Raw genomic sequence first — 16,542 nt, 5'->3', positions numbered from 1 at the left:
TGGTGTACGTCCGGCGGGTCAGTTCGGCGCCGACTCCCTGACCACCAGTTCGGGCGAGAGACGTTGCGCCTGATGGGCGTGTTCGGTGCCGCCGCTCTCGGCCTCGAGTTCATCGAGCAGCAGCGATACGGCCAGCTCACCCAGCTCGTTCTTCGGCTGTTTCACCGAGGTGAGGGGGACCAGCGACTGCCACGCGAGCGGGAGATCGCCGTAGCCGACCACCGCAACGTCATCGGGTACCGAGAGCCCGGCGGCACTCAGTCCGCGCACCACCCCGACGGCCAACTGATCGTTGGTGCAGAAGATGGCCCGGGGCCGATCCGCTTCGAGGATCTCCTCGATGGCCTGCTGCCCGTTGTCGATGGTCATCTCGGTCACGTGCCGCATGATCACCGCCCCCGGGTCGACCTTATGTGCGGCGAGCGCCTCCCGCACACCTTCGTCACGCTCGGCGCACTGGGGAATGCCGAGGTCACCGTTCACCACCGCGAGCGGACCTCCCAGGCGCAGCAGATGTTCGGTCGCGAGACGACCCCCCAGGACGTCGTCGATGGCCACCGAGCATCCCTCGGAGACCGACGCCCGCCGATCGACGAGCACCAGATGGCTTCCCACCAACCGCAGGCGTTCGAGCCGTTGCTGATCGGCGCTCAAGGTCACCACGATCGCACCCGCGGCGCGGAGCTCGGCCAACGCCGCGAAATGGTCTCTCTCCCGGTCCGGATCGTCGCCGCTGACGCAGAGGGACACCGCGTACCCCGCGCGTGACGACGCCGCGCACACCGCATCGGTGATCTCCGCATAGAACGGATTGACGATGTCGGGCACCACGAGTCCGATGAGGCGATTGGAACCGGTGCGTAGTGCGCCGGCGGCACGATTCGGGACGAAGTCGAGTTCTTCGATGGCGGCCATCACTCGGTCGCGGGTGGCGGGTGCCACGATCTCCGGCCGGTTCAGGGTGTTCGACACGGTCGCAGTGGACACGCCCGCCAGTCGGGCGACCGCGGCGACGCCCAGATCCGGTCGGCCGCGGCGCGATTCCCTGCTCCGTGCCACCACTCACCTCTCTCGAAAACGACCATCTGCCAGCCCATTATGCCCTCGGCGGTGGATTGTCGAGCGATGCGCGTGCGCCTCGGAGGTCAGTTGATCGTCCGATGAGTCACCAGCACCGAGTCATCGGTGAGGACCACCGCATTGCAGACGAAGGTGTTGGTCGGCCCGAGACGCGCGGCACCCGGGAGATCACCCGGTACCGACACCGATCCCCGCACCGCCCATTCGGTGGCCACCGACGAGCGTTCACGACCCGCGTCCCGCAATGCGGACTCGTCGTCGCGCCCCACACTGGTGGTGCGGGTCGTGACATCGGAGAACCCTGCGGCTGCCGATTGCGACGCTGCCGTGCCACTGCCGGCCTCGGCCAATCGATCACGGACGTCTGCGCGGATCACGTCGAGACACTTCGCGGTCGACTCCGTCTTCCGCTGTTCGCGGTCCTCGAGGGTCGATCGGCCGTGCAACACCAGCACGACGATCACCACGACGACGACCACTGCCCCGACGATCCAGAGCGGTGAACGACCGGGAACACGTACGCGAGACACTCCACGATCATCGACCAGAAGTGACCAGAAGTTGGTCAATTCGCCCGTTGGCTGCGGGCTCTCACCGAGTCGTCGTCGCTCCTGAGCTCGTTCTGTCCCATCCACCAGCGGGCGATGTCGATGCGGCGGGCGAACCAGACGTCCTGGTGTGCGCTCGCGTATTCCAGGAAACGCCGGACCGCGTGCGCCCTCGCGGGTCGCCCGACGAGGCGGAGGTGCAGTCCCAGGCTCATCATGCGAGGCGCCTCGGATCCGCCGAGCAGCAGTTCATCGAGGGTGTCGATCAGTTCATCACCGAACTGACGGCCGGTTGCCAATCCCGGCGTGGTGGCCAGTCGCATGTCGTTGGTGTCGAACGCGTACGGCAGCACCAGATGCGGCTTGCCGAACTCGCTGTCCCAGTATGGAAGTTCGTCGTCGTAGGCGTCGCTGTCGTAGAGAAGGCCGCCGTGTTCGACGACGAGGCGGCGAGTGTTCGGGCTGGTGCGGCCCGTGTACCAACCGAGGGGTGGCCGACCCGTCGCCGAGGTGATGACGTCCACCGTCCGTGCGATGTGATCGCGCTCGGTCTCCTCGGCGACGTCGTGGTAGTCGATCCATCGGTATCCGTGCCCGCAGATCTCATGCCCGCGAAACGCGAACTCGGCGGCCAGTTCCGGATAGCGCTCCACGGCCATCCCACAGGCGAACACCGATGCGGGTACGCGATACGTGTCGAGGATGTCGAGGAGTCGCCACACTCCGACCCGGGTACCGAAGTTGTACATCGACTCGGTCCGCAGGTCGCGCGCCCCGAACCGCGGCCGACCGTCGGCGACGTCGCAACCACTGTTCTCCGACGAGTCATCCCCGTGGAGGACATTGTGTTCGGCACCTTCCTCCCAGTTGATCACCACGCTGACCGCGACCTTCTTGCCTCCCGGCCACCGCCACATCGGGGGTTGCTCGGCGTAACCGCGCAGGTCGCGGGGATACGGTTCACTCACCGCGGGCCGCCTGATGCGCCTGGCAGTAGGTGATCGACGTCGCACCGGCCAGTCGCGCAGCCCACCACACGGTGGCGATGGCCGAGTCGATCGCGTGGTCGGCGGTGGTGGACACGTTGGTGGAGATCACCGCCACCGGCCTGCCCTCGGCACCGGCGAGGGCGGCGACGGTGGCGTCCAGATCGGCCTGCGGGATCTTGGGGTAATCGATGTTGCGGGTGATGCCACCCGCCGTGTCCACCTCAACCGAATAGCCCTGATCGCTCAGGCATTCGTGCACTCGGCGATGCAGGGCATCGGCATTGGGTGTGTACAGCGCAATCCGTTTCGTTCCGGCCTCGGACAGGGCGGCCATCTGTGCACGATACGACGTCGACGCCGGTGTGCCGGTGCGCGTGTGCATCGCTGCGGCGATCGAGTCGTCGGCGTGCCTGCTCAGCCAGAAGCCGGTCGTGCCTGCCCACATGATGACGTCACACTCGCAGTCGGCGAGCAGCTCTGCCGCGTCTGCCAAAGTGTCGGTGGCGAACTGACTCTCCGATTCGGTTCCCTCCCCTACGGTGCGGACCCGAATTCGGGTGCAGACCGCCGAGATCCCCAGAGTCGAGATGAGATCGGTCGAGTTCAGCAATCGCTCCATGGTCGGATTCGACGACGGGACGACGAATCCGATGCGTGGTCGGCTCACCGTCTCCTCCTCTCGTCCATTCCTGCACCCACCAACTGCGTATCATTCGACGACGCGAGACCCTCTGCCAGAGAACACAACCTGCTTTCGGTCCCCGGAACACCCACCAGCTGCACCGATATCGGCCGCCCGTCGTCTCCGTGACCGACCGGCACGGACAATGCGGCCAGCCCGGTGAGCGACACCGCCCGCAGATGTGCCATCAGCTGATGACCCGTCAACGAGCCGCCGCCGACCTGCACCTCTTCGGCAAAGCCCACTGCTCCGGTCGGCGCGCACGGCATGATCACGGCGTCGTATCCGCGCAACCTGCCATCGATGCGCCGCCGGACACGCATGGCGGTCGTCCATGCATCGCGGACCTCGCTGCCGACGAACACCTCCCGCGGCGCGGTCTCCAGCACCGCGCGGGTGGAATCGCAGAGGAGTTCTTCACGCCCACGGGACAATTCGCGAACATCCGGATGGTCGTCGAGCCTGGCGCGCAGCTCGGTGTACGCCTCCAGGGCGCCGGCGAACAGTCCGCCTGCCGGGTCGACAACCAGCCCACTCTCCCGCGCCCGCTCGACGACCGACGACAAGGCAGCGCGCACATCGTCGGAGATCGGCGCGATCTCGGAGCCGTCGGTGACCAGCACGCGGCCTGTCGGCTCCCCGCGCCCCTGCTGATCCGCGAGCACACCGATGACGTCGGCGATCTTGCCGGCGGACCGGGCCATCACACCGACCACTTCGAGTTCGCTCGCCAGTCGCCATGGGGCCCTGGCAAGTCCGATCGGTGCGCTGCGGTCGGCACCGAGACCGCCGATGCGGCCGTACGTCGGAACGTTGCCCACGCCCGGACGGAGGCCGAAGATGCCGAGTGCCTGAGCGGGCCAGCGGATGGAGCCGCCGTAGTCGCCGGCGATCGCGAAGTCGACGATGCCGGTCGCGACGGCCACTGCATCGCCGCCACTCGATCCGCCGGGTGAGAGGTCGTCGCGTGTCGGGTGCAGAACCCGACCGCCCAGGCGAGTCTCGGTGTCGATGCCGAAACCGAATTCCGCGCAGTTGGTCTTTCCGAAGAAGACCGCACCGGCCCGGCGCGCCCGGGTGACCGCCGTGGCATCGACGTCGGGACGAAAGTCGTCGAGGACGAGACTGCCCCCACGTGACGGGACACCGGCGACCGCGAACAGGTCCTTGACGCTGAACAGGTCGCCGTGCAGCGGCCCCGGACGGGCGACGGTCGCCTCCGTTCGTACCTCGTCGGCGTCGACGTGGACGAAAGCATTGGTCCACGCATAGTCGTCGTATCGGGAGAGTGACTGGTCGACAGCGGTTTCCGTGGTCAACGGACTCGCTCTCGTTCGGCACGCACGCCTGCCTCGATGCGATCGGCGATCGCGCGCCGGAGATGGTTGAACTCCGACGACGTCACATCGCGCGGGTGCGGCGAGTCGACCTCGAAGATCTCGGTCACCTGACCGTCGGCCATGGTGGCGATACGGTCGCTGAGGACCAGAGCCTCCTCGATGGAGTGGGTGACGAACAGGGTGGTCACCTGACGCTCTTGCTGCAACCGCACGGCGAGCTCCTGCATCTCGCGCCGCACGTACGCGTCCAGCGCAGCGAACGGTTCGTCCATCACGAGCACGTCGGGTTGCATGGCGAGTGCTCGCGCGATGCCGACGCGCTGTGCCATCCCGCCGGACATCTGATGCGGATACCGACCGGCGGCGTGCTCCAGGCCGACCTCGGAAAGCTGTTGCAGCGCTCTCGCTTTGCGATCACGTCGCGACAGGTGCAGGTGTCGCAGGCCCTCGGCCACGTTGCCTGCTGCGGTCAGCCAGGGATACAGGGTCGGCGCCTGGAAGACCACCGCACGGTCGGGTCCCGCGGTGCGCACCTCGCGATCGCCGACCCGAACCGTGCCCGAGTCGGGTCGTTCGAATCCGGCGAGCAGATTGAGCAGCGTGGTCTTGCCGGTGCCACTCGGGCCGAGCAGCGAGAAGAACTCGCCGGCTGCGATCTCGAGTGTGCATTCGTCGAGGGCGGTGGTGCAGCGTCCCTTCTGCCAGTACTCCTTGGTGACCCGGTCCAGGGTCACGGGCGTGGACGTCGTGGTGTCGGTCGCGGTCATGCGCGTACTCCTGTTGCGGTGTGCCAGCGGAGGGCCGATGCGGTGATTGCGCGCAGGAGCATATCGGTTGCCAGACCGCAGATCCCGAGGACGATCATCGCTGCGAACACGCCCGGGTAGTCGAGGTAGTTGTAGCAGTTCCAGATGGTGTAGCCGAGGCCGGAGCGTACGGCCAGCATCTCCGAGGTGACCGCCATCATCCAGGCCAGGCCGAGTCCGATGCGCAGCCCGCCGACGATGCCGGGCAATGCGGCGGGCAGGACCACCGCGAACGTGGTGCCGAGACGGCCGCGCCCCATCATCCGAGCAGCACGCACCAGATCGCGGGCAACTCCCGAGACCGCCACGGTGCTCGACGCCGCGATCGGGAAGACAGCACCCAGGAACACCAGGAAGTAGTTGGTGACGGCGCCGATGCCGAGGACCACGATGCACACCGGAATCCAGGTGGTGGGTGGTACCGGCCCGAGGATCCGCATGGTCGGGGTGAGAAGTTCATCGGCCCATCGGGATACGCCGATCAGCAGACCGAGGAGGACGCCGATCACCGCGGCCGACAGGTAGCCGATCGCGACTCGCTCCAGCGTCGCAGCGACGTCGCCCGGCAGCTGGCCGCTGTAGAACATGCCGCCCTGCGATCCGGTGGCCCAGTCGTTCAGGGTGGACAGCACCGTCGACGGCGACGGGATGAGCGCCTTGGGAAAGATCTCCAGCCGTACCACCACGTCCCACCCGACCAGGATGAGGATCGGGACGACCGCCCCGACCGCGATCCGTCGAATCATCGTGGAGGCGTTGCCGGTTCTGCGTCGGAGGTCGCGGGGTTGCGGACCGGGAACCGGGTCGGCGGCCGACTGCGCCTGCGGTTCGGTCAGGACCATCGAGTCGCTCATTGTGCGTCGCCCAGTTCCGTGGAGGGCTGGCCGGTTGCGGTGGCGAGCATCGAGTAGTCGATGTGCTCACGCAGTTGCGCGTCGGTCAGCGGCTTGGCGATCAGCTTCTGCGCGTACATGGCGTCGGCGATCGCCTTGATCTGGGTGAACGGCATGTCGACGCTCGGCGAGAGTTGCGTCATGGCCTCGTCGATCGCGGGCTGCGGCACGTTGGTGTACTTCTTTATCGCACCGACCCAGTCTTGCTGTCCTTCCGGTGTTTTCAGGTACGGGATCAGTTCACTCATGCCCTGCGCAACCGCTTTGACCTTGTCGGGCTGCTTGGCGATGTAGTCCTTGCTGACCACCACGACGTTGGTCAGATCACCTGCGGCCTGGTCGTAGGGGAAGGTGAAGTGCTCGGCGAACTTCTGGTCGATGATCTCGGCGGCGAACGGCTGGGCGGGGATCGCGGCATCGACCGAGTCGTTCGAGAGCGCCTGTCCCATACCCTCATAAGGCACGTTGGTCATCTCCACATCGTTGTTGGGGTCGATGCCCTTCATCGGGAGTTCCAGACGCAATTCGATGTCCTGGACGGTGCCGAACTGTGATGCGATCTTCAGCGGATGACCGTCGGCCTTGGCCTTCTTCGCCGCGGCACTGAAGGCGGGCCAGTCGTTGGCGTTCAGTCCCAGCTTCGGGCTGACCACGAAGTCCGAGCCACCGTTGACCTGCCCGCTGATCGCGACGATCGGAAGTCCCTTGGAGATGAGGCTGACGAGTGCGGTGTAGTCGATCTGTCCGACGTTGATCTGACCCGACGCGAGGCCGGTGCTCAGATCCGACAGCTTGGTGAAGTTCTGGTAGGTGACGTCTTGTCCCGGCATCTTGTCGGGCAGCAGCGACATCGAAAGGCAGTGGGCGCATTGGGGCGAGGCCACCACGATGCTGTCACTCGAGGTGTCGCTGCCACAGCCGGCGACCAGGGCGGTCGACGCGGCGACCGCGACGGCGGCCAGGGTGGTGGTCAGTCTCTTGGTGAATCGTGCACGGCGCATGGCTGCGCTCCTCCATCTCGCTGATGACGTGGGTACGGCGTGAGGCCGACGTCATTGACGGTAGGAAGGCGTAGTTGCCCGACCGTAACGCGAGAATCAAAGATGATTACGCAAGTGGTCTTACCAATTTGTCCGCTTCAGGTCGGGGTTCGGCGTCAGTGGCCGGGCTGGTCACCCCGTCGCCGACGCACCCGGGCGATGGTCGCAGCGTGTCCGCCGAACAGGTCGCCGCCGATCCGGGACAGGTGATCGATCATGGCCTCGGCCGCACCGTCCTCGTCGCCGAGCGCGATCGCCTCGAGGATCTGCCGGTGCTCGTCGGCCTGCACGTCGGACTGGTTGGTGGTGGCGCTCGATCCGTTGAGCAGCGCCCACATCGGATGCGACGCAACATCGACCAGTTGCCTGGTCATCCCGGCGATCACCGAATTGCCGCAGTATCCCGCCAGTTCCGAGTGGAATGCCTGGCTGAGCTGGAAGTAGCTGCCGAATCGCCGTTCCCGGACCGGATCGGCGTCGCCGAGGTCGGAGGCGTCGATCAGCGCGTCGAGCCGGCGGATCTGGTCGAGATCCAGCCGTCCGGCGCACATCCGTGCCATGGTGGGTTCCAGGTGCAGCCGAGCCTCGAGAAGGTCCTGCGGCGTGGCGTCGAGCAGTCCGAGCGCGGGATTCTGCAGGTGATGGCCGCGCTCGGTGATGTAACAGCCTGAGCCGCGCCGGATCTCGACCACACCGAACAACTCCAACGCCAGCAGGGCATCCCGCACCGTCGGCCGCGACGTGCCGCACTCGACGGCCAGGTCACGTTCATTGGGCAGCCGGTCCCCCGGGCTCAGCCTGCCGGCGCTGATGGAGGTGAGCACCTGGTTGACCACCTGCATGTACTTGCGGCCAACCCCGGGGACCTGCGGGATGAGTTCGGACACGAAGGTCAGAGTAGTTGGTCTGACCAGTTGGCATCGATGGAGAGTTCCGACGCCAGATCCGCTGTTCGAGGCTCACTCATTTTCTGACCGCACCGATTCAAAAACACCGATGAAATACGTGCTTGCGCAATCCGACAATGCCCGATAATCTAGACACATCGAACATACGTTCGATTGCAGCATTGGGGGGTGCGGCGCGGTGGACACGACAGATTCGCAGTCAGAGATCGTTGCGCTGTACGCGGAGCTGCACAACGTTCTCGACCGAATCTGCGTGGCATCTTCCACATCCGCCTCCGATCTGGAAGTCATCGAGGCCGCCGAGTCTCATGAACGCGCCGTGAAGCGGATGAGCTGGATCGGACACCGCCGAGTACTCGACGTGTCCGACCGGGCAGCGCACATCAAGGCCGGGTACCGATCGCTGCACGCATTCATGGCGGCCCGATTGCGGATCACCAACCCGACTCGCCGCAGGCGTCACATGGAAGCCGTCGCACAGATGTACTCGATGCAGGGCGAATTGCTTCCTCCCGCATGCCCGGAGACCGCCGCAGCACTGGCCGAGGGAGCCATCGGACCCGACCACGTCGAGCAGATCCTGAAAACGCTGAGACACATCCCGTCGTCGGTCACCGCCGAGGACAGGAGTGCCGCCGAGACCCTGCTGGCGCAGCACGCCCGCGACTTCGATCCGGCCACCGTTGCTCGGCTCGGTGCGCAAGTGATCGCTCATCTGGATCCCGACGGACGTCTCACCGACGACCACGATCGGGCACGTCGGCGCGGCCTGACTCTCGGTAAGCAAGACTCGCAATCGATGAGCGCGCTGAGTGGCGCACTCGACCCGATCACCCGAGCCATGTTCGACACGCTTCTCGATGCGTGGGCCGCACCAGGTATGAACAATCCTGATGACGAGAGTTCACCGTGCGGAGGCAAGATCGATGCTGACCCGAAAGGCCTCAAAGAGGCTGCGCAACGGGATACGCGCTCGCAGGCCAAGCGCAACCACGACGCTCTCACCGCTCTGCTCAAGGCGGCGCTCGATGGTGGCGTACTAGGAAAGAGCCATCGCGGACTGCCGCCCCATCTGATCGTCAAGATCACCGAATCCGAGCTGCGCGAGCGCGCCGGACTGGGCGAAACTGCCGGTGGCGCACATCTTCCCATCAAGGACGTCATCGAGCTGGCGGCTGAGGCGCACCATCATCTGGCCGTGTTCGCCGATCACACCTCTGAGATTCTCTATCTCGGCGAAGCTCAGCGGCTCGCCAACCGGTCGCAGCGTTTCGCGCTGTTCGCTCGTGACGGCGCCGGATGCACATGTCCTGAGTGCACACAGCCGTTCACCCGCCTGGAAATCCATCACGCCGAGCGGGACTGGGCCGACGGAGGTTGGACTGACGTCTCGGACCTCGCCGGGGCGTGCCCGAAACACAACCGGATGGTCGGCCCCGAGGTCGGACAGTGGACGACCCACATCATCCGCGAAGGCCCCGACACCGGTCGGCCGGCCTGGACTCTCAACAGCGACGCCACCGGACCCCCGAACCTGCCGAGGGTCAACCGAATCCACCACGTCGGCGAAGCCCTCGACCGATTACTCCGCGGCGTGCCACCATCCCCGACCGTCGACGCACGGCGGGACGACATGTCGCGCGAGGAACGACGCCGCGTGCAGAACGCAGTTTCCATGGGATGGGTGGTGCGAGCCGTCCGATGGGAGGATCTCGGCCTGGCCGGATGATGTTCGTGGCCGCGTCGACCTGGGAACATCCGCGAACGCTACGCTCCATACTGGCCGTCCTCGGCACGGTGTTCGGCCTCGTCTCGGCGGTGCGCGCCGACACCGTTGTCACGATGGTCACCAACCCAGCGATGCCTTGGGAACGGTGAAATGTTCCCGCGGTCATTCGCGCAGACGAGACCACTTTCTGCGGGCTGACTACCTGGTTAGCGTGAACCGCAGCCCCAGTGAGGGCCGTCCCCGTTCACGAGTCAGGAGAAGCGATGATGCGCGCCCACCGAATGTCTGCCATTGCTCTTGCTGTCGCGGTCGCGATCGCAGCTCCCGCCGCAGCGGCGTCGGCAGAGCCCGACCGCAGCCCGCACAAGAGCGTTCCCGGCGGCACCAACAACGACAATCACGTACGTCACGGAGCCGAGCCGGATCGCAGTCCGCACAAGAGTGTTCCGGGCGGGAACAACAACGACAATCATCCGCGGGTCGGCGCAGAACCCGACCGCAGCCCACACAAGTTCTCACCCGGCGAGACCGGAAATCAGATCGCGCCGATCACCCCGGGCGGCACAGATCGGTCATCCGACACCCCGCACGACAACCCGGATCAGGCAGGCCCGGAAGAGCAGCGGTCACAGCCTTCCGACGGCGGTGGGACACAGTCGCCCTCGGCGACCCGGCAATCTGGTCCGTCGTCCTCGTCGCCCGAACCCGGCACGACGACCTCCCCTACACCAGACACGACGGCGCCGGAGACCGACACCCCAGCACCGACGCCCGCGCAGCCGTCGACAACGCAACCGACTGCGCCCCCTCGTTCGACCACACCCGACGCGCCTTTCGTCGATGCCAGGAGCATCGGGGGCAGTCCGGATCTGCCCGGCTCTGCCATCGAGCCCGGTGATTGCCCCAACGGATGCATCGTGAGCGATCACCACACCGGCACCACTCGTGTCTTCGATCTGGACGACATACCTGCGGGCGGTGATCCGCGGACCACCCCCCGCGTGATCGACCCCGACGCCAACGACGGTGCCACCGGGACCTTCTCGAAGAACCTCATCACACCCAACCCGATGACCAATCAGGGTGTCGGCGTGCCGCTCCCGCAGGGGTCAGAACCCAACACCGCACCGGGAGCCGGCGGGCAGGTCAACCCCGGACGCCAGGCCGGCACGATCGACGTCCAGGGGCGTTCACAGATGCGGTTGCGTGTTGTCCGGGCGGTGCCCGACGGTTCGCATCCGGTGCGCACGGTCGGCGGGGACGGCGTCGCCGTCCACTACCACTACGAGTACGAAGCCCAGTCGCTCAAGGGCGTAGACGTCAACGGTATTCATCTGTTCGGCAAGGGCAAATGGGCCCCCGTCAATCAATCTCAGGTCGACGACCTCGCCAAGAAGGGTGTTCCACTGCCGAGTGTGCGGTGAGGTGAGGCCGCGGGATCGACTCCGGGCGGGTGTACTCGGCCAGACGGCCTCCGGGCGCGGTGATCGCATACGCTGGGGCAACGAGCTGATCGACGAGGTCGGGAATATGTGGCGGTCCGGTCGGCGTCGCCGCAGGTACCGAAACCGGCAGTCATCTTGGGAAACAGGTTGGAGGACCGTTCGATTGAGCGAGATCGGTCTGTATGAACGAGTGCGGCTGATGTCGGTAACGGCGGCACCAGTTGTCGACCCGCGCACCATTGCCGGCGACATCCGAATAGACGCACCGGCATCGGAATGGCAGGAAGACCCGAGTGGTCGACAGCTCGGCTACTTGAGAACGCTTATCGCTCCCGAGTCCCCGTGGGCGTCGTTGCGCGACAACATCGTCCTTGTGCTCACTCGTTTCATCGTGGATCACGGTGTCGACGTCAACGACGCACTCGATGATGCGTTCAACGACGCACGCCGACTACCGGACTGGTCAGAGCACCAAGCCGAGCGATTTCCCATCACCGATCGAAACGAAGGTGGCACCATCCAAGCCGGCTCTTACCGAGATGAATCGGCGGGCTGGCTATTCGCGGTGACCAAACATGTTCTCTATCAACGGGGAAACGTCGTCTATCTGCTGCAATGCACTGGCACCACAGCGTCCGACACCGCAGAGCACTGGTCTTCACTGCTCCGGACAGTGAAGTCCGCGTATCTCGATGACTGAGGAGGTCTCAATGGTTGCGCGCGCAATTACCGTTCCCGATCTCGAGGCCGCGCTGGCCACGGCGACGACTTTCACGCCAGACCCAGACGACGTCGGGTGGTTTCGCGGTGAAACCTTGACCACACCGCTCTACCTTCGAATGGGAAACTTTCCCGACGAGCACCTCTACTCCCTATACCTGGGCCATGGACGCTGGATGGACTTCACCTCATCTCCCGACACGTGGACCGTGATCGCCAAGGGAGATTGGCCCGGTTCGGCTCGTCCACGACTACCCAAGGGTCAGTTCCATGAATGACGATGAATTGGTTGACAGTGGAGCTGGCTTCGACGATGCTCGCGGGCCAGTGTGCAAGCGTTCCCGACGCACAAGAGGTGGGAAGAGCGTGCGCGTCGGAAGGTGACCGATGAGATCGTAGAGCTGAATCCGAGCTAACCCGCGATATTCAGCCGAGCAACTGCACGACCATCACCAAGTTCGTCCAAATCCCATCGCAAACGGGCCCGAGGGCTGTCGTCAACGTTGCTCGAATCCATCCTTTGGTTTCCAGGGCACTGCGGACATCTTGCTCGCGATGATGCGGATCAGGAAGCGGCCTTGCGACATAGGCACTCCTGACCGGTATGCCTGATTGGTACCGGTCGCGATCGTCTTTCGATTGCCGGATTTGCCTGGCTTGGAGGCAATCCGAGTTGAGGCCGTAACCAACACGGACTCGCTACAGCCCCAAGAAGACATAACCATTCCATCTACACTGCTGACTGGACGAACACGCAGTGCAGGGGGATTCGATGTCAGACCTTGAGGCCTCACCTGAGGAACTCGCCCGAACGAGCCGATTATTCGGTGCATCCGCAGATCGCCTCGATGACCGAGTGAGGGAACTGCAGGCGCGCGTTGAGAAGTTCCTCGACAGCGGCTGGGAGGGACGGGCCGCGAACGCTTTCCGAGAGGATTGGGAGCTCTGGCTCGACGGGGCACGAAAGGTTGTCGGCGGTCTGGACGCAACAGCGTCCCTACTCGGATCGGCAGGACAGACATATGCGGCAACGGAAGTGGCGAACACAAGAGAGCTGTCGTCAGATCATGCACTTCTGAACTTGAGATAGCGGGGGGGAGTCGGGGGAATGGACCATTTCATGGTCGATCTCGCGGAGCTGGACGGGATCGTCACGCTGATGCGCAAGTTCGGCAAGGACGCCGAGGCAATTTGTCGCAACGTCGACAAAGTGGTTGACAATCTTCACGTGTCGTGGACCGGCAAGGCCGCTGATGCCCACAAGCAAGCCCACGACCGCTGGGTCGAGGGAACGCGTGAGATGCAGTCCGCGCTGGCCGATCTGGACGCTACAGGACGAACGGCCCACACCAACTACTCTGCCGCCGTCGCCGCCAACAAAGGCATGTGGCCGTGACAGTGCTCGCAGTCGACCCGGCACAGTATGCCGACGCGGCCACGCAGATGTCGAGGGTTGCGGACACGACAGGTGGATCGATCCGAGGCCTCGCCGCTGCTTTGGGAAGCTCAGGCGGCATGGGTGGATCGGATAACGCAGGGACCGAATGGTCGCATTCCTACGACGAATCGGCCCGTTCCGCCATGGAAGCCGCCGCCGGGCTCGTCAATGGAACCGGCCAGGTCGCTGTGTTGCTGCACGCAACGGGCCAGAATCACGCCGACGCGGACACGTCGTCGACGGTCGGCGGCAGGGGTGGGAGGTTTCCAGCAGCACCCAGGGCGGCGAGGATCTCGACTCCTCGGCTTCCGCAGGCCGGCGGCGGTAGCGGCGGCGGGCCGCCAGGGTGGTCGTTGGTTGCCGGGTTGGTCGGCTATGCCTGGCCGAACGGCCACCAGGATCGACTACACGCAGCCCAGGCGGCGTGGAACTCCGCTGCAGCAGAACTGACAAACGGCACTTCGGTAGCCGGATCTGCTGCGTCCAAGGTCTCAGTGCAGCGCAGTCCAGAGGTTGCACAGGCCTCGGCCGCGTGCACGGCGGTCAGCACTCACGCCGGCGAGCTGGCGAGGGTGTTTCAGCGGATCGGATCGTCGTGTGCCGAGTACGCGACCCATCTCGACGATGCTCATCACGAGATCCTCGCCACTCTGAAGGAGCTGATGATCGAGACGGCGGCGATCGAGGCTGCCGGTGCTGCCTTCGCTATCTTCACCGTCGGTCTCGATGAGGTGGCCGCGCAAGCTGCCGTTGCCACCCGTATCGCAACCGCCGCCGCAAAGATCCGCCGAGTGATCGAGGCCCTTGTCGATGGGGCACGCGCCGTCGCGGCCTCGGTACGGGGCTTCGCAGCCCGGGCCGTGGAGATCGCCTCGAAGATGAAGCCGTTCGAGGAAGCGGTGGTCAAGCGCGCCGGGACGCAGGCTGTGAATGACATCGGTGAGACCGGTGCCGCCACGGCCGACAACCTTGCAGGTTCGATACGGAACGTAAATCCTGGAGGTGGGCAAACCAACTGCGTGAATTGTGTGGTTACGACAGACCGCATGCTTGACGGTGAGAAGGTCTCTGCGGCCCTCGGAGAGCCCAGGCCGGTCACAGACCTACAAGACTACTTCGGTGCGAAGTTCAAACCGATGTCAGGTCAAGGACAGATCGAGAGCATCATGGACAAGGCTGGCGATGGTGCTCGCGGTGTGGTGTTCGGTTACCGAGGCCCCGATCAGGTCGGACACGTGTTCAACGTTGTCAACCAACGAGGGATCGTTCGATTCCTTGACGGACAGTCCGGGTCCGTCGGAACCTTCGGAAACCAAGGATATATTCAATCCTACTTAATGAGGTATAGATGACCATTGACTATCTGCAGGCGCTCAATATTGCACAGAACGAAGTTGGCAGAATGGGGAGCAACATCGGGACTGCATTGGTAATCATTGAATCTTCGGTGCAGGAAGTCGAGGACGCCTGGTACTTCCCGTACAATTCTCGTGACCTCATCGAAAAGAATGATATTCTCTCTGCACTGGCCGGAAATCTGCCAATAAAGGTATTCAAGGATGGCAGCGGATTTGTGCTCGAGGCGGCCCCGTAATTCATGTGGCTGTGACACGATTCGCGTGATTCTGTAGAGAACAGGAACGTATCGTCGGTTGCAACCGGGAGCTTACCGTTCAAGGTCCTAAAAGATTGCAGCGGTTCCGAATTCGAACTCGACCTCTGAATTTCAGAAGCGCTACGGCCTATAGAGGTGTTCGCTGAAAAATACGCCGGCATACGCGTTGCAGCGGTGACGGCGGTGATCGACAAGATGATCACACTCCTTCAGGCCAACGATATGACGAACTTCCTGCCAGGTCTCAGGGCACTGTCACGTCTAGGGCATGACGCTGAGACAGATCCGGCGTCAGCATCAGAGGTCCTGAAGCATCAGTCCGGCTTGTACTGGCGGATGCACCGCGGAATGCGTTCGTTCGCCGACATCGTGATATACGACAACGACTTCGAGACTCGACGCGAATTGAACCGAGAGTTCCAGGGCTACAAGGCTGAAGTCGAGCAGCCTCTGGTGTCGAGGGCACGATGAGGTTGACAGGCGGTTCACATGGACGATCACCCCGGAATCGGGACGGCGCCACCAAGGGCTCCTGACGTGGCAGGCGTGGCGCCACTCCACTCATTCCTCCGCACTCGGCAACTTCCACCCGAACGTCGCCGTCGGCGGGGCGTCCTTGCTGTAGAGCCGTGCCGGTCGCCCACCACCCACACGCGTTGCCGGCTTGCCCTCCGGATCGATCTCCGCCGCCAACAGCGGCTGGACCCGACGGTTGAACGAGTCACGCATCAGTCGCCGCCCGAGGATCGCCTCGTGTAGCTCCCGCAGTTCCGACAGCGTGTACGGCTGATGGAGGAGGTTGTCAGGATCCGGCTGGTCCTCGTAGCGCTCGCGCAATTTGTCGGTGGCCGCTGAGATGATCTTGTCGTGGTCGTAGAGCAACCGCTCCCCTGACGCCAAACGGCCCTCCGGCGTCAGCGGTGCCAACTCTCCGACGACGTCCGACAGGTCGTCGGCCGGCAACACCACAGCATGCGCGATCGATATCGTCCACCCGCGAGGATCTCGGTCAGGATCACTGAAAACCGCCAGCAGATGCGGCCGGACGTGATCGGGCGAAAGCCCCAGTTTCAGTTCGAGGACTTCGCGCACCGTCTCGTCGACGGTCCGGCGCTCTCGGACGAACCGGCCCGGTAGTGCGGCTCCCTCGGAGTCACCACCGCGCTGGACCACCACACACAACGTCCCGTCGACCACCGTGAGGACCGCGATGTCGACGGCGACATTCGGACGCGGGTAGTCGCTCAATTGCGGGCTGGGGCGAGCGTTCACGACTCAACCCTATGCGAATGTCTGCGCAAAGTAGTAA

The 16,542-nt window shown here is 64.5% G+C and carries 20 protein-coding genes; 10 read left to right on the top strand and 10 right to left on the bottom strand.

The features are described 5' to 3' along the window. Window positions 1–18 precede the first annotated feature (18 nt). The 9 genes from IDF66_RS13670 to IDF66_RS13630 form a co-directional block, all read right to left on the bottom strand. The gene (locus tag IDF66_RS13670) at window positions 19–1,059 is read right to left on the bottom strand and encodes a LacI family DNA-binding transcriptional regulator (RefSeq protein ID WP_317628693.1); all 1,041 of its coding nucleotides are present in this window, start codon (window positions 1,057–1,059) and stop codon (window positions 19–21) included. Between the two features lie 86 nt (window positions 1,060–1,145). Continuing rightward, window positions 1,146–1,610: a hypothetical protein gene (locus IDF66_RS13665; protein WP_164310242.1), complete on the bottom strand. Its 465-nt coding sequence runs from the start codon at window positions 1,608–1,610 to the stop codon at window positions 1,146–1,148. 35 nt (window positions 1,611–1,645) lie between these two features. Then, window positions 1,646–2,596: an allantoinase PuuE gene (locus tag IDF66_RS13660; RefSeq protein WP_190267244.1), complete on the bottom strand. Its 951-nt coding sequence runs from the start codon at window positions 2,594–2,596 to the stop codon at window positions 1,646–1,648. After that, complete coding sequence (locus IDF66_RS13655; protein ID WP_190267243.1) at window positions 2,589–3,284, bottom strand: aspartate racemase/maleate isomerase family protein; 696 nt, start codon at window positions 3,282–3,284, stop codon at window positions 2,589–2,591. Before IDF66_RS13655 ends, IDF66_RS13660 begins: the two co-directional genes overlap by 8 nt. After that, entirely contained in the window at window positions 3,281–4,618 is a 1,338-nt protein-coding gene (locus IDF66_RS13650) for an amidase (protein WP_190267242.1), read from the bottom strand. The genes IDF66_RS13655 and IDF66_RS13650 overlap by 4 nt, the downstream gene beginning before the upstream one ends. Further along, window positions 4,615–5,406 carry an ABC transporter ATP-binding protein gene (locus IDF66_RS13645; RefSeq protein WP_190267241.1) on the bottom strand — a complete coding sequence of 264 codons (792 nt, stop codon included), beginning with the start codon at window positions 5,404–5,406 and terminating at the stop codon, window positions 4,615–4,617. The genes IDF66_RS13650 and IDF66_RS13645 overlap by 4 nt, the downstream gene beginning before the upstream one ends. After that, window positions 5,403–6,287 carry an ABC transporter permease gene (locus IDF66_RS13640; RefSeq protein WP_190267240.1) on the bottom strand — a complete coding sequence of 295 codons (885 nt, stop codon included), beginning with the start codon at window positions 6,285–6,287 and terminating at the stop codon, window positions 5,403–5,405. Before IDF66_RS13640 ends, IDF66_RS13645 begins: the two co-directional genes overlap by 4 nt. 8 nt (window positions 6,288–6,295) lie before the next feature. Further along, window positions 6,296–7,339, bottom strand: a complete 1,044-nt coding sequence (locus tag IDF66_RS13635) for an ABC transporter substrate-binding protein (RefSeq protein ID WP_190267239.1) — start codon at window positions 7,337–7,339, stop codon at window positions 6,296–6,298. Between the two features lie 155 nt (window positions 7,340–7,494). Continuing rightward, window positions 7,495–8,265 carry a FadR/GntR family transcriptional regulator gene (locus IDF66_RS13630; RefSeq protein ID WP_164310235.1) on the bottom strand — a complete coding sequence of 257 codons (771 nt, stop codon included), beginning with the start codon at window positions 8,263–8,265 and terminating at the stop codon, window positions 7,495–7,497. Between the two features lie 274 nt (window positions 8,266–8,539). On the opposite strand from IDF66_RS13630, the gene IDF66_RS13625 reads away from it, so the two are divergent. The 10 genes from IDF66_RS13625 to IDF66_RS13580 all read left to right on the top strand — a co-directional run bounded on the left by IDF66_RS13625 (window position 8,540) and on the right by IDF66_RS13580 (window position 15,704). Further along, window positions 8,540–10,015 carry an HNH endonuclease signature motif containing protein gene (locus IDF66_RS13625; protein WP_317628692.1) on the top strand — a complete coding sequence of 492 codons (1,476 nt, stop codon included), beginning with the start codon at window positions 8,540–8,542 and terminating at the stop codon, window positions 10,013–10,015. Continuing rightward, a complete protein-coding gene (locus IDF66_RS13620) occupies window positions 10,012–10,164 on the top strand; it encodes a hypothetical protein (protein WP_190267238.1) in 153 nt (50 codons plus the stop codon). Before IDF66_RS13625 ends, IDF66_RS13620 begins: the two co-directional genes overlap by 4 nt. 132 nt (window positions 10,165–10,296) lie before the next feature. After that, window positions 10,297–11,439 carry a hypothetical protein gene (locus IDF66_RS13615; protein WP_190267237.1) on the top strand — a complete coding sequence of 381 codons (1,143 nt, stop codon included), beginning with the start codon at window positions 10,297–10,299 and terminating at the stop codon, window positions 11,437–11,439. Between the two features lie 184 nt (window positions 11,440–11,623). Continuing rightward, window positions 11,624–12,160, top strand: a complete 537-nt coding sequence (locus tag IDF66_RS13610) for an LpqN/LpqT family lipoprotein (RefSeq protein ID WP_223309450.1) — start codon at window positions 11,624–11,626, stop codon at window positions 12,158–12,160. Between the two features lie 10 nt (window positions 12,161–12,170). Further along, window positions 12,171–12,458 (top strand): hypothetical protein, encoded by a 288-nt coding sequence (locus IDF66_RS13605; protein ID WP_190267236.1) that lies wholly within the window; start codon window positions 12,171–12,173, stop codon window positions 12,456–12,458. 494 nt (window positions 12,459–12,952) lie between these two features. Then, complete coding sequence (locus IDF66_RS24140; protein WP_190267235.1) at window positions 12,953–13,270, top strand: WXG100 family type VII secretion target; 318 nt, start codon at window positions 12,953–12,955, stop codon at window positions 13,268–13,270. Window positions 13,271–13,288: 18 nt separating this feature from the next. Further along, window positions 13,289–13,576 (top strand): WXG100 family type VII secretion target, encoded by a 288-nt coding sequence (locus IDF66_RS13595; protein ID WP_190267234.1) that lies wholly within the window; start codon window positions 13,289–13,291, stop codon window positions 13,574–13,576. Further along, window positions 13,573–14,970 carry a toxin glutamine deamidase domain-containing protein gene (locus IDF66_RS24050; RefSeq protein ID WP_190267233.1) on the top strand — a complete coding sequence of 466 codons (1,398 nt, stop codon included), beginning with the start codon at window positions 13,573–13,575 and terminating at the stop codon, window positions 14,968–14,970. The genes IDF66_RS13595 and IDF66_RS24050 overlap by 4 nt, the downstream gene beginning before the upstream one ends. Further along, window positions 14,967–15,212, top strand: a complete 246-nt coding sequence (locus IDF66_RS13585) for a YrhB domain-containing protein (protein WP_190267232.1) — start codon at window positions 14,967–14,969, stop codon at window positions 15,210–15,212. Before IDF66_RS24050 ends, IDF66_RS13585 begins: the two co-directional genes overlap by 4 nt. 156 nt (window positions 15,213–15,368) lie before the next feature. After that, window positions 15,369–15,704, top strand: a complete 336-nt coding sequence (locus IDF66_RS13580; protein ID WP_190267231.1) for a hypothetical protein — start codon at window positions 15,369–15,371, stop codon at window positions 15,702–15,704. 90 nt (window positions 15,705–15,794) lie between these two features. Here IDF66_RS13580 and IDF66_RS13575 read toward each other — a convergent pair whose 3' ends face one another. Beyond that, window positions 15,795–16,505, bottom strand: coding sequence for an NUDIX hydrolase (locus tag IDF66_RS13575; protein WP_190267230.1), 711 nt, complete (start codon window positions 16,503–16,505; stop codon window positions 15,795–15,797). Between the last annotated feature and the right edge of the window lie 37 nt (window positions 16,506–16,542).

This window comes from Gordonia hankookensis, assembly GCF_014673215.1.
GTDB classification, from domain to species: domain Bacteria; phylum Actinomycetota; class Actinomycetes; order Mycobacteriales; family Mycobacteriaceae; genus Gordonia; species Gordonia hankookensis.
Note: the sequence above shows the minus strand (reverse complement) of the source record. Positions and strands in the feature narration are given on the sequence as shown.